This window comes from Bacillus sp. X1(2014), from assembly GCF_007678255.1.
Genome location: NZ_VEED01000001.1, coordinates 112703 through 125272, shown reverse-complemented (window position 1 = coordinate 125272; position 12570 = coordinate 112703). Strand labels below are relative to the sequence as shown.

Below are 12570 nucleotides of genomic sequence, written 5' to 3'. Positions count from 1 at the left end.
AATGCAAGGGATGTTTCCTGTATAATAGGTACGTAGGAAAACCTAATTTACACTAGTTAACTTTTCTCGAAACTTCCCGTTGTGGAAGTTTTGTTTGTTTTCTAATAGATATTTGATTTATTCAAAAAGAGTATTTTTTAAGGAGCGTAGATGATATGAAAGAAATGACGGTCGAAGAACTCTTCACGATAAAGAACCCGGTAATCATTGACATACGCTCGCCAATTGAGTTTAATGATGGCGCTATTCCAGGAGCGATTAATGTACCATTATTCACTGATGATGAACGGCAAGTAATCGGGACAATTTATAAACAAGAAGGACCTGCAGTTGCTAAATGGAAGGCGATGGAAATTGTTTCCCCTAAAATTCCTGACCTATTGCACACGATAAAGAATACCATTTCAAACGATACCGAGCTGATTATCCATTGTTGGCGAGGTGGGATGAGAAGTAAAGCTGTAGTCACGTTTCTCGAGTTTGCAGGTATTTATGCTAGTAGGCTAGTAGGTGGATATAAAGAGTACCGCCACTTTATTCTTGAACAGTTACCAACAATGCTTCCTGGCAAAGCTGTTGTCCTTCATGGACTAACAGGGGTTGGGAAAACCGAGGTCTTAAAGGTCTTGAAAAAAAGAGGTTATCCAATTTTAGACCTTGAAGAGATGGCAGGGCATCGTGGTTCGATATTCGGAACGATCGGGCTAGGGGATGGTCATAATCAAAAAACATTTGACTCATTATTGTTTAAAGGGCTTACCGAAATAAAGGGTGCTGAATACTTTCTCGTGGAAGCAGAAAGCAAAAGAATCGGAAAAGCCGTCCAAACCGAGGAACTAATGGATAAAAAGATGAGAGGGATAAATATCAACCTAAATACCCCGATTGAACAAAGGGTAACACATCTTGTGGCGGGATATGTCCTTCCTTACCAGAATGAACCATGGTATTTTGATAAGATTTCTGATGGGATTGAAAAGGTGTTAAGGCGTATTAAAGCAATTGACATCAGAAATTCACTCATCCAAGCGTTATCCGATCGAAATTACCCGGATATGATTCACCTTTTACTTGAACACTATTATGATCCGCGTTATGACCATGCGAAACTAGAGTATGAAGGGGATTTCTTTGAGATCTTTGCTGATAATCCGGTGGATGCGGCTGACAAGATTGCAGGAAAACTTACTGAATTATCTTTTTATCCTAATGAGTTAACAAGTAATGAAATGAAAATGGGATGAAATTGAAAAACCGCTGAATCCTTTCAGCGGTTTTTTCGAGTTAACGGTTTTTAAATGGTCTTAGGCCACGGCGTTTGATTTCGTCTTTTAAAATCTTAATCCATTCTTTTTCCTTGTCAGATTTTAATGCATCCCGATACGAAACAACCAATTGCTCATTACTCATAATTTTCATACTTATGAATGCCTCCTCAAGAAAATGGATTGAATATTCAGTTTTTATAATTGTAATGTTTTTTTGGTCATTTGAGAACCCAAAATTAATAAAATTTTAAAATACTTCACAATTTCTTAATACATTGATTTTGTTGCGCACCACCAGCCATTTTGATTATACTAGGAGTGGGACAAAGAACGAAAGGAAGTGTGCTCCAATGATTCATCTATCATGGCGTGATCGGGAAACAATCAAAAAAATAAAATGCGTTCATACAGATGCCAAAAAATATCTTGTCAATAATGCTTTAACAGCTGGTAAAGTCTATGATGTAAAAAATGAGACTGAAGAATTTTATTACATTGTTGATAATACAGGAAAAGTAGGCGGCTTTTACAAGGAATATTTTCAGAATGCATAATAGGAGGACTGTGGGAGCATAGCCCGCAGTCTTTTCTTTTTGAACAGGGGGAATGATTATGGCTAAATTATGGAACGATTTATTTTCGTTACAAGGGGAAACGGTAAAATTAATTCCTGTCAGTATGGACCACTTAGACGGTTTGTGGGAAGCTGCTGAACCAGAAGAAATATGGACGTATATGGCAACAAAAATTCGCTCAAAAGATGATATGGAACAAATGATAAACGCTGCCATCAAAGCACGTGAACATGGAACAGATTATACCTTTACGGTTGTAGACAACAATAATCATATCATTGGAAGCACACGATTCTTAGATATACTCCCAAACCATAATAGTGCGGAAATTGGCTCGACATGGTATCACCCGGCTGTATGGAGGACTAAAGTAAATACTGAATGTAAATTTCTTTTATTAAGCCATGCATTTAATGTTTGGAACCTTACACGAGTCCAATTAAAAACGGACTCTCGAAATATAAGATCCCAAAAGGCGATTGCTAGAATCGGTGCCGTTAAAGAAGGCATATTACGGAAAGATCGGAAAATTTCTGATGGGTACGTAAGGGATACGGTATTTTTTAGTATCCTTCGTGATGAATGGGAAGACATAAGCACCCAATTAAAAGTTCAGTTGCAAAGATAATAAAAATGCCAGGCTTATGTGCCAGGCATTTTATTTATATTGACTATTTTGCATTTGGGAAGACTCGACGGATAATATCAGAAAACTCGTCCATGAAGCCTGCAACAGGTCGTCCATTTCGAATATCTCTGGAATACGTATTCATCTGGTCATAAAAATCAGGGTTAACTGAAATATAAACGTTATCAATGTTTTCATCAACGGATTTGACTGCGCGTGCAATCTTATTTTTAATATTTGAGGTCAACTCATTCCGTGATGAACGGTCCAATTTAGCAGCAACATAAGCATTATTATCATTTACAATAATAACTGCATCATCGACTTCGGATAAGTTGATTACTTTATCCATTGCCCTATCCGCTAGTCTTGTTTTGGTTTGATTGTTATTACGTACGTTATTTCTAGTATTATGTTTTCTCATGCGGTCTAATTCGGGATCACTGGTATCAGCGCTCGAAATCGCAGGTCCGACTTGATGGGGATTATAATTTACACGGGTTATGTCACTTGCATTTCGTTGCCCTGTAGAAACTTCATTTTTCATATCATTATTAGCGCAACCAGTTAAATAAAGAATTGGAATAAGGGAAGCAATGATGAATAAGTTGATTTTCATGTTGTCATATCACTCCTTTATCTGAATACTACAAAATTAGGTTGCCATAATTGTAAAAATCTATCCAAAAAAAAGAAGCATCCAAGGACGCTTCTTTTTCAATCAGACTATTTTTGTTTGACTTGAACTTTCGGTGTTTTATTTGTTTGATAAAGACTTTTGCTAATCATTGTTTGAATAATCAGGAACGTACCGCCGACTACCCAATAAAGGGGAAGGGCTGCTGGTGCGTTGAATGAAAACATAACAATCATTAATGGGGAGAGTAAACCCATATATTTCATTTGGTCTGCCTGTGCGGAAGGCATATTCGACTGGGAAACTTTAAACTGGAAGTAGTAAATAACCCCAGCAATAATCGTGATAATGATGTCAGGATTTCCTAGACTGAACCATAAAAACTCATGGGTTTTTATCTCTTCTGAACCACGAATCGCATAATAGAAACCAGTTAGAATAGGCATTTGGATGAGCAATGGTAAACAACCCATATTTAATGGATTAACCCCATGCTTTTTATAAAGCCCCATCATTTCTGCTTGAAGTTCCTGCTTTTTCTTTGGATCCTTTTCGGTTTTCATTTTAGTCTGAATGACATCCATTTCAGGCTTTAACACATCCATTTTTTCCTTCATGGCCATTTGATTTTTATACTGCCTTAACATAAGCGGCATTAAGGCAAGCCTGATAATCAACGTTACAAGAATAATGGACAAACCATAGTTTCCATTAAATAGTTCCGCTAAATAATGGATAAAAGTTGAAAAAGGTTCGACAAAATAAGTATGGAAAAATCCACTATTGTTGTTTCCATTTTGTGCTTGAGATGAACATGCAGATAATAATAAAGTCGTTAAAGCTAACAATGTGACAATAATGAAAGATGATTGTTTGTTTTTCATATTTCCTCCTAGAATGGTTTATAAATATTTATTAAGAAAAAAGGGAGGAAACAGGTTCTTCAGAATCATCCTGTGAATATTCTTTTCTACGAAAATATATAACAATTCTTTTCAGAATAAAGCTGCCATTTAAACAACTTTTCTTAAGATAAAGTACCAATGGGTGAATAATATTTGTCCTTGCCGGATCAGATAAGGAACCAACAAAAGAATATTCCACACTCCATGCCCATAATAATTTTAAAGCAATTCCTAAAAATATACTTACATAAAGAGCGTTAAGGGCATTTATATCTGAACTGTCGATAAGCAATTGAAACAAATATTATCACCTCACTTAAATGTCAATGATATGAGTATATAGGAGATAGGGTAAAGAATCAATTTAATACTTGCCAAAATGCCAGTTTATGAAGATATTTACTTATTAGCCAATAGAGGAAGTATCAAAGTGGCCAAATTATGCCCATTATCTAAAAACACTGATTCGATTGAATCAGTGTTTTTGGATTGGTGCATTCCAGTGTGCAGTTATTTTCTTAAAGGCAAACTCCACGTTTTCTTCTGTGGGTGGCTCAACTGAATGGAGTTGATATTCATGTCCGAGTGCTTCCCATTTATAAACACCAAGTTTGTGGTAGGGAAGAATTTCAATCTTTTGGACGTTTTTAAGTGTTCCGATGAATTCACCAAGCTTTGTTAAATCTTCAGGATCATCTGTTACCGTAGGGACGAGCACGTGGCGAACCCAGATAGGAACGTGATGGTCGGATAAGAATGTTGCAAATTCAAGAATATGGTCATTGGCCATTCCTGTTAATTGAATATGTTTTTTCCGGTTAATATGTTTCAAATCCAATAGGATTAAGTTAGTATACTGGAGCAGCTCCTCTAACTGGTCAACAAAAAGCTTTGAATGAGAGAAGCAGCCACCGGAAGAATCAATGGTCGTATGAATCCCTTTCTTTTTACATTCCTTAAACAATTCTGTTAGGAAGGGGATTTGCAGCAATGGTTCACCACCGCTCACTGTAATTCCACCGCCAGAAGACTGAATGAAAGGCAGATAGGACATAAGTTCATCCATGATTTCGGAAACGGTCATTTCTTTACCGGTGCCAATTTCCCATGTATCAGCATTATGGCAAAACTGGCACCGCAATAGGCAGCCTTGTGTAAAAATAACATAGCGGATACCTGGTCCGTCGACTGTACCTAATGTTTCGATTGAATGAATATTTCCGTTCATGATGATGATCCCCCTTAGTTTATCAGGAATCCCAATAAAAGGGCCCCAGTTGATTTAATTATAGTGATTCGTGGAATGTTCGATTAATAACGTCCAACTGTTGTTCTTTTGTTAATTTAATGAAGTTAACTGCATATCCAGAAACACGGATTGTTAATTGTGGGTAAAGCTCTGGGTGTTCCATTGCATCAATTAATGTTTCGCGATTAAAGACGTTAACATTTAAGTGATGACCTGATTTAATAGCATATCCATCTAGAATAGATACAAGGTTACGAGTTTGGCTTTCTTCTTCTTTACCTAATGCGTTAGGTACGATTGAGAAGGTATTTGAAATTCCATCCATCGCATAGTTGTATGGAAGCTTCGCAACCGAAGATAGTGAAGCTAGTGTTCCTTTTGTGTCACGGCCGTGCATTGGGTTAGCGCCTGGTGCAAATGGTTCTCCCATACGACGTCCATCAGGTGTATTACCGGTTTTCTTTCCGTAGACTACGTTAGATGTAATCGTTAAGATAGATAGTGTGTGAACAGAATCACGGTAAGTTTGGTGCTGACGAAGCTTTTTCATAAAGGTTTTAAGTACTTCTACAGCAATCGCATCGACTCGGTCATCGTTGTTTCCGTATTTAGGGAAATCGCCAGTTGTTTCGAAATCAATTGCAAGACCATTTTCATCACGGATTACTTTAACTTCTCCGTATTTAATAGCGCTTAGTGAATCAGCAACAACGGATAGGCCTGCAATACCAGTAGCCATTGTCCGTAGAATCTTCGTATCATGCAACGCCATTTCAATTCTTTCATAACTGTATTTATCATGCATATAGTGAATGACATTTAAGGTGTTGATATAAAGACCAGCAAGCCATTCCATTACAAGATCGAATTTTTGCATTACTTCTTCATAGTTTAATACTTCAGATGTAATTGGCTGATATTGTGGTCCCACTTGAATTTTTAATTTTTCATCTACGCCGCCGTTAATAGCGTATAGAAGTGCTTTTGCAAGGTTGGCACGGGCACCAAAGAACTGCATTTGCTTACCAATTTCCATAGCTGATACACAGCAAGCAATTCCATAGTCATCGCCATATTCTGGGCGCATAATATCGTCGTTTTCATATTGAATCGAGCTAGTTTTGATGGACATTTTCGCACAATATTTCTTAAAGTTTTCAGGTAACTGTGGTGACCATAAAACTGTTAAGTTTGGTTCTGGTGCAGCACCCAAGTTATCCAATGTATGCAGGAAGCGGAATGAGTTTTTCGTAACAAGGGAACGACCATCATTTGCCATACCGCCGATTGATTCTGTTACCCAAGTAGGGTCTCCACTGAATAATTCATTATAGTCTGGTGTACGGGCAAATTTTACAAGACGAAGCTTCATAATAAAATGGTCAACTATTTCTTGTACTTCTTCTTCCGTAATTGTTCCGTTTTGTAAATCTCTTTCAACGTAAATATCTAAGAATGTTGACACGCGGCCAAGGCTCATTGCCGCACCGTTTTGTTCCTTAATCGCTGCTAAGTATCCAAAGTACACGAATTGGAATGCTTCAGCAGTATTTTTAGCTGGTTGACTAATATCAAATCCATAGCTGTTTGCCATTTCTTTTAATTCTTTTAAAGCACGAATTTGTTCAGCAAGTTCTTCACGAAGGCGCATATTGTCTTCAGTCATTACTTTGCTTGTGTTCTTTTGGTCCTTTTGCTTTTCTTTGATTAAGAAATCAACACCGTAGAGAGCAACGCGGCGATAATCCCCAATAATACGGCCGCGGCCATAAGCATCAGGAAGACCAGTAATAATTGCAGCTTTACGAGCAAGCATCATTTCATCTGTATAGGCATCGAAAACACCTTGATTGTGAGTTTTACGGAAATCAGTAAAGATTTTTTCAATTTCAGGGTTTAATTGGTAACCATAAGCTTCACAAGCTGCTTTCGCCATACGGATCCCACCAAATGGCTGCATTGAACGATTAAACGGTTTATCGGTTTGTACCCCAACAATTTTTTCAAGGTCTTCGTTAAGGTAACCAGGTCCATGGGAAGTAATCGTAGATACGGTTTCTGTGTCCATATCTAATACGCCGCCCTTTTCACGCTCTTGTTTGGTTAATTCCATTACCTGTGCCCAAAGTTTAGTGGTTGCATCTGTAGGTCCTGCTAAAAATGAATCATTTCCTTCGAAAGGAGTATAGTTATTAAGGATAAAATCGCGAACGTTAACTTCTTTTGACCAAGCACCGCTAGTAAATCCAGTCCATTGTTCCATTATTAATCACCTCATATTTTTTATAAAACAATATAACAGTTTGGTTGTTCTTTCTATAAATCGAGTGTAACAGATTTATTGTGAAAAAAGGCGCGTATATTAGTACTAATTGTTAACGTTTTGTGAAGTCTTATTTAATGGGGATAATTAGCACTGTTTTCAGATTGTAAATAATGGTTTTTAGATTCGGATTTGAATCTGTACTATAATTATTTGGATGAATTGTGAAACTGTTATATATGAAGAATTTAATAATAATAAGGTGTCAATAGTGAAAAAAGTGAAACAGCAGTTCTTTTCGCACGAAAAAACAGGAGAAGGATCTCCTGTTTTAATCTACTACTATATAAGCAATCATTGGACCATTATGTGAGCGATCGGAATGGACTTCACAAATTAACCGATACGTACCTTCTTTTTCGAATTGTAAGGGAACAACTGTTTCTTCGCCTTTTTTAACGGTCCCTTTTATTTTAGTTCCTTCTATATAAAAGGGGTGTTCTTCACCGTTTATTCCGCTAATAAATAACCTTACTTTTTCACCTTTCTCTAAAAATACTGTCCCAGGATCCCAGCGATAAGCTTCCATTTCTTCTCCATTTTTCATTTTCGTACTGAATTCTGCAGTAACCATGTGAATTTCACGGATATCTTTCGAGTTCTGCTGATTAAAAACAGTTATATCCCCAGCTTTTAACATGAACCAGGCTGACAAGGAGAAAAGTACAACCCCTATTGCAACAAAGAAAAGGAGTGTTTCCTTTTTAAAGACTAAAAATTTCATTTCGTACCCCCTCGTAAATTTGTCCTACTTTATTCTTATGCTAAGTGGGGGAGAAAACTTGTCTATTTTTTTGCAACATTTTGAGTTGTTTTGTTTTGGTTAACATTTATACATTCAAAAATGGTTGAACATAAATAAAAGTGTCTAGAATAAGTAGTACTCCCTATTGAGTGAGATAATTTTTCTTTGTTTTTCTATTAGAAAAGTTTATAGTAAAAACAGGAAATGTGTTTCTATGTAAATTAGATGTTGCTAATTAATTCGCAAATAATTAGGTGGTTAGCTTGTTGGGGATTAGAAAAGAAAGAATATTAAAGACGCTAAAATTTATTTTTCCGTTGTTACTGTTAATCTTTGCAATTATTGAAATCAAAAAATTTACTCAAAACATAAATATGCACTTACTTAAGGAAGAACTAAGTCAGCTTGATATGGTGCATCTTCTATTTATATTATTCATCACCTTTATAGCTGTCTTACCCATGTTGCTTTACGATGTGGTATTAGTACGAATATTAAAATTAAAAGTTCCAACCAGAGATTTATTAGAACAATCATTTATTGCTAATTCGTTTTCAAATTTAATTGGCTTTGGTGGAATAATCGGGGCAATGTTAAGGACGTATTTCTTTCATAAGCACGAACCGGATAAACGTAAACTTTTAGGGGTTATTGCATCCGTATCATTATTTTATTTAACTGGTATTTCAGTGCTATCATGGATCGTCACAAACAATTTTCGTAACTTCCCGTTGTTTGTTGACACAAAATGGCTCTATTTTGCAGTGGTGGGTGTTGGTTTATATTTACCACTATTTTTAATATTACATATAATAAAGTCCAAAAAAGGAAGTTCATCTCTAGTTAGTGCCAATAGCACCTTGAAGCTAATTATGATATCCATAATCGAATGGTTTGCAGTATTTTTAGCCATTTGGATTTTATGCTGGACTTTAGGAATTTCTATCTCTGCAGCAAATCTTTTTCCTGTCTATATTGTAGCTGCATGTGCGGGTATCATTAGCATGATCCCAGGCGGATTAGGTTCGTTTGATTTGGTATTTATTTGGGGAATGCAAGATTTACATATCCCTGAAGAAAAGGTACTTGTATTATTACTATTTTATCGGATTGGCTATTACTTTCTCCCATTTTTTATTAGCCTTGTTTTCTTTGTTAAGCTTTATTGGAAAAAGTGGAATCAAACTTGGAATGATCTTCCTAAAGCCGTGGTTCAAAGATTAAGCCATGTCATTTTAACCATGCTGGTTTTCCTTTCTGGTTTAATCCTACTGTTATCAGCTAGTGTGCCTGGAATTATGTCCCGGTTGAAGGTTGCACAAGAACTTTTATCCTTTCCAATTATTAATGTATCGCACCAATTATCTGTTGCAGCTGGGTTTTTATTATTAGGTTTATCTCGGGGAATTGAATATAGCGTAAAGAGAGCCTACGAGCTAACGATGTTCGCTTTAATATTGGCCGCACTGTTCTCTATCTTTAAAGGAATTGATTATGAAGAAGCGATCTTTTTAATTATTGTCGCTTTGTTGCTCCGGATGTCAAAAGGTCAATTTTATCGAGAGAGTTATGTGTTAACTTGGGGTAAAACGATTTTTGATATAATGATTATTCTTGTGATCACTTCAATGTATCTCGTGATTGGTTATCTGAATTTACCGATTTCTAAAATAGAAATACCACCTAAACTTTTGCCCTATGTGATAGTTGATTATCACGATTTATTTATGAGTGCAGCAATTGGGCTTGTTATCGCGCTATTCATTATTATGTTTGGATATTTAATCAGTCTGCCGAAAAGTTGGATTTTAAAGAGATCTGCAAACCATGAAAAAGATATTGTTGACCATTTATCGAAGTATCAAGGGAAGGTGTTATCACATTTAATTTTTTTACATGATAAATTCATATTTTGGAACAGTAAAAAAAATGTATTAATTTCCTTTCAGCAATTTGCAGACAAACTGGTCATTCTTGGAGATCCCATTGGGGAAAAAGACGAAATATCAAATGCAATAGAGGAATTTCAGGAGATTGCTGATTTACATGGTTATACGCCCGTTTTTTATCAAGTAAGTGATGATATGCTTCCATATCTACATGGGCATGGCTTTGCTTTTTTTAAGTTAGGTGAGGAAGCATTTGTTGACCTGAAATACTTCTCCTTAGCAGGGTCCAAAATGAAAGGGTTGCGAGCATTACGAAATAAATTTGTTCGTGCTGATTATTCTTATGAGATCATCACCCCTCCACATTCAATAGACCTTTTAGAAGAATTAAGAGAGATATCAAATGAATGGCTGCAAGGAAGAGAGGAAAAAGGTTTTTCACTAGGTTTCTTTTCTGAGGATTATTTAAACAAGGCGCCAATTGCGATTGTAAGAAATGAACATCAGCAGATTCTTGGTTTTATGAGCATTATGCATGTATATGATGATTATCAAACAATTTCCGTTGATTTAATGAGGTTTAAACCAGAAGCCGCATCAGGTGCAGTTGATTTTCTTTTCTTGAGCTTATTTGATTGGGCAAAAGAAAAAGGGTATGATCGGTTTAATATGGGAATGGCCCCATTGGCAAATGTAGGACTGTCAAGGTTCTCATTTTTAAGCGAAAAAATTGCTGCACAAATTTTCCTGAATGGCCATTTTTTTTACCACTTCCAGGGTCTGCGAAAATTTAAAGAAAAATATACAAATATTTGGGAACCCAAATACTTGGCCTATCGAAGAAAATCATCTTTACCAATAATCATGGCGCAAATTACTATGCTAATATCGAAAAAAAGAAATTAGTCCAATTTCCGGTTGGTGTGATACCAGCCGGTTTTCTTTTTCTAATCACTTTCCAATCGATTTCCTAATTTAATCTATTATTTTGCAATACAATCTGTTAAGATTTAATAGGAAATAATGTAAAAGTTGGGTGTTATTTAATGAAAAAGTTAGTATCTCTTATCTTCGTAATCTTACTCGTTTTTTCGAACCATTTAAGTCCTTTAGCAGCTAACAATGGGCAACCTAACCTAAAAAGTAAAGGGGCTATTCTTTTAGATTCTGATACAGGTGCCGTTCTGTATCAAAAAAATGCAGATAAAAAGATGTACCCTGCTAGTCTAACAAAAATAGCCACAGCCATTTATGCGATTGAAAAGGGCAATTTGAATAGTCTGGTTACTGTTAGTGCTAATGCTGTGAGGCAAGATGGAACAAGGGTTTATTTAGACGAAGGGGAAAAAATTACTTTAAAGCAATTGATCGAAGGAATGTTAGTTAATTCAGGAAATGATGCAGCCGTAGCTATTGCAGAACACTTAGATGGAAGTGTCGAACAGTTTGCAGTACATTTGAATACCTATTTAAAAACAACAATAGGTGTAAATCACACCCATTTTATCAATCCCAATGGTTTATTTGATAAGAACCATTATACCACGGCGAGGGATATGGGGATCATAACTAATTATGCCATTAAGAATCCTGTCTTTGCAGAAATCTTTGGAACGAAAGTACTTAAGTGGAAGGGGAAATCATGGAAAACGAACATTCTAACCCACCACCGCATGCTAAAAGGGGAGTTTGCCTACCCAGGAGTAACCGGAGGGAAAACAGGATACACAGTTAAAGCAAAACAAACACTGGCTACCACTGCAGCCAATTTGAAAATAAGGCTGACTGCTGTGGTTCTAAATTCTGATCTACCAAGAGATAAATATGATGATACGGCCAGTTTGTTTGATTATGGATTTAAAAACTTTCAACATGCAACACTATTGCAAAGTGATATTTATAAATTAGACAATAAAGAATACTTCCCGGAAAAGAATACCTTAATTACAGAATCCACCAAAGGGAGTACGAGGGTATTAAATAATCAGGGAGTACTTGCGATTAAAAGTAATAATAATGGACAAGTAGTTCAGTTCGTTGCACTTAAATACAAAGAGCCGGCTCCTGAGAAGGTTAAAGTAAAAAATGAAACATCCTCTAAAAATAAACAGCAACATCAAGAAAAGCAGTTATCCAATATTAATCTCATATATGGTGTTATAATTATTGCATTAGCAGGGATAATTATTGGTTTAAGAAATAAACTTACAAGGAAATTTTAGGATATAAAAAAGCCATGATAAGTTGGACCTTATCATGGCTTATTTTTGTGTGATATTTTTCATCCGATACTCACTTCTAACATCTACCTTCTATAATAATAATAGATGAAAACAAAAAAAGACTAAAGT

11 protein-coding genes are annotated in these 12570 nt (G+C 35.9%); 5 read left to right on the top strand and 6 right to left on the bottom strand.

Annotated features, from left to right (window positions below):
• Positions 1-155: 155 nt before the first annotated feature.
• On the top strand, positions 156-1244 hold the full coding sequence (gene mnmH / locus FS608_RS00610; RefSeq protein ID WP_144547169.1) for a tRNA 2-selenouridine(34) synthase MnmH: 1089 nt from the start codon (positions 156-158) through the stop codon (positions 1242-1244).
• Positions 1245-1284: 40 nt separating this feature from the next.
• On the opposite strand, the gene sda is transcribed toward mnmH, so the two are convergent.
• Positions 1285-1419 carry a sporulation histidine kinase inhibitor Sda gene (gene sda, locus FS608_RS00605; protein ID WP_026563762.1) on the bottom strand — a complete coding sequence of 45 codons (135 nt, stop codon included), beginning with the start codon at positions 1417-1419 and terminating at the stop codon, positions 1285-1287.
• Between the two features lie 199 nt (positions 1420-1618).
• Between sda and FS608_RS00600 the strand changes: the two genes are divergently transcribed.
• A complete protein-coding gene (locus FS608_RS00600) occupies positions 1619-1822 on the top strand; it encodes a DUF6501 family protein (RefSeq protein ID WP_144547167.1) in 204 nt (67 codons plus the stop codon).
• A gap of 58 nt (positions 1823-1880) precedes the next feature.
• A complete protein-coding gene (locus FS608_RS00595; RefSeq protein ID WP_144547165.1) occupies positions 1881-2471 on the top strand; it encodes a GNAT family N-acetyltransferase in 591 nt (196 codons plus the stop codon).
• Positions 2472-2514: 43 nt separating this feature from the next.
• Here FS608_RS00595 and FS608_RS00590 read toward each other — a convergent pair whose 3' ends face one another.
• From FS608_RS00590 to FS608_RS00570, 5 genes are all read right to left on the bottom strand, one after another.
• Positions 2515-3090 carry a YhcN/YlaJ family sporulation lipoprotein gene (locus tag FS608_RS00590; protein ID WP_144547163.1) on the bottom strand — a complete coding sequence of 192 codons (576 nt, stop codon included), beginning with the start codon at positions 3088-3090 and terminating at the stop codon, positions 2515-2517.
• A 107-nt stretch (positions 3091-3197) separates the two neighbouring features.
• Positions 3198-3992, bottom strand: coding sequence for a membrane protein insertase YidC (gene yidC / locus FS608_RS00585; protein WP_144547161.1), 795 nt, complete (start codon positions 3990-3992; stop codon positions 3198-3200).
• A gap of 496 nt (positions 3993-4488) precedes the next feature.
• Entirely contained in the window at positions 4489-5241 is a 753-nt protein-coding gene (pflA, locus tag FS608_RS00580; protein WP_144547159.1) for a pyruvate formate-lyase-activating protein, read from the bottom strand.
• Between the two features lie 58 nt (positions 5242-5299).
• Positions 5300-7525 (bottom strand): formate C-acetyltransferase, encoded by a 2226-nt coding sequence (gene pflB / locus FS608_RS00575; protein WP_144547157.1) that lies wholly within the window; start codon positions 7523-7525, stop codon positions 5300-5302.
• Between the two features lie 331 nt (positions 7526-7856).
• The gene (locus FS608_RS00570) at positions 7857-8309 is read right to left on the bottom strand and encodes a cupredoxin domain-containing protein (RefSeq protein WP_144547155.1); all 453 of its coding nucleotides are present in this window, start codon (positions 8307-8309) and stop codon (positions 7857-7859) included.
• A gap of 287 nt (positions 8310-8596) precedes the next feature.
• On the opposite strand from FS608_RS00570, the gene mprF reads away from it, so the two are divergent.
• Together mprF and FS608_RS00560 are read left to right on the top strand one after the other, a co-directional pair.
• Positions 8597-11125, top strand: coding sequence for a bifunctional lysylphosphatidylglycerol flippase/synthetase MprF (gene mprF, locus FS608_RS00565; protein ID WP_260871547.1), 2529 nt, complete (start codon positions 8597-8599; stop codon positions 11123-11125).
• Between the two features lie 140 nt (positions 11126-11265).
• Positions 11266-12441 (top strand): D-alanyl-D-alanine carboxypeptidase family protein, encoded by a 1176-nt coding sequence (locus FS608_RS00560; RefSeq protein ID WP_144547150.1) that lies wholly within the window; start codon positions 11266-11268, stop codon positions 12439-12441.
• The last annotated feature ends 129 nt before the right edge of the window (positions 12442-12570 follow it).

What these genes read in the sequence shown, in the direction of transcription:
- FS608_RS00560 (WP_144547150.1), top strand. Translation starts at nt 11,266, where the DNA reads ATGAAAAAGTTAGTATCTCTTATCTTCGTAATCTTACTCGTTTTTTCG.
- mnmH (WP_144547169.1), top strand. Translation starts at nt 156, where the DNA reads ATGAAAGAAATGACGGTCGAAGAACTCTTCACGATAAAGAACCCGGTA.
- FS608_RS00595 (WP_144547165.1), top strand. Translation starts at nt 1,881, where the DNA reads ATGGCTAAATTATGGAACGATTTATTTTCGTTACAAGGGGAAACGGTA.
- pflA (WP_144547159.1), bottom strand. Translation starts at nt 5,241, where the DNA reads ATGAACGGAAATATTCATTCAATCGAAACATTAGGTACAGTCGACGGA.
- pflB (WP_144547157.1), bottom strand. Translation starts at nt 7,525, where the DNA reads ATGGAACAATGGACTGGATTTACTAGCGGTGCTTGGTCAAAAGAAGTT.
- yidC (WP_144547161.1), bottom strand. Translation starts at nt 3,992, where the DNA reads ATGAAAAACAAACAATCATCTTTCATTATTGTCACATTGTTAGCTTTA.
- FS608_RS00570 (WP_144547155.1), bottom strand. Translation starts at nt 8,309, where the DNA reads ATGAAATTTTTAGTCTTTAAAAAGGAAACACTCCTTTTCTTTGTTGCA.
- sda (WP_026563762.1), bottom strand. Translation starts at nt 1,419, where the DNA reads ATGAAAATTATGAGTAATGAGCAATTGGTTGTTTCGTATCGGGATGCA.
- FS608_RS00590 (WP_144547163.1), bottom strand. Translation starts at nt 3,090, where the DNA reads ATGAAAATCAACTTATTCATCATTGCTTCCCTTATTCCAATTCTTTAT.
- FS608_RS00600 (WP_144547167.1), top strand. Translation starts at nt 1,619, where the DNA reads ATGATTCATCTATCATGGCGTGATCGGGAAACAATCAAAAAAATAAAA.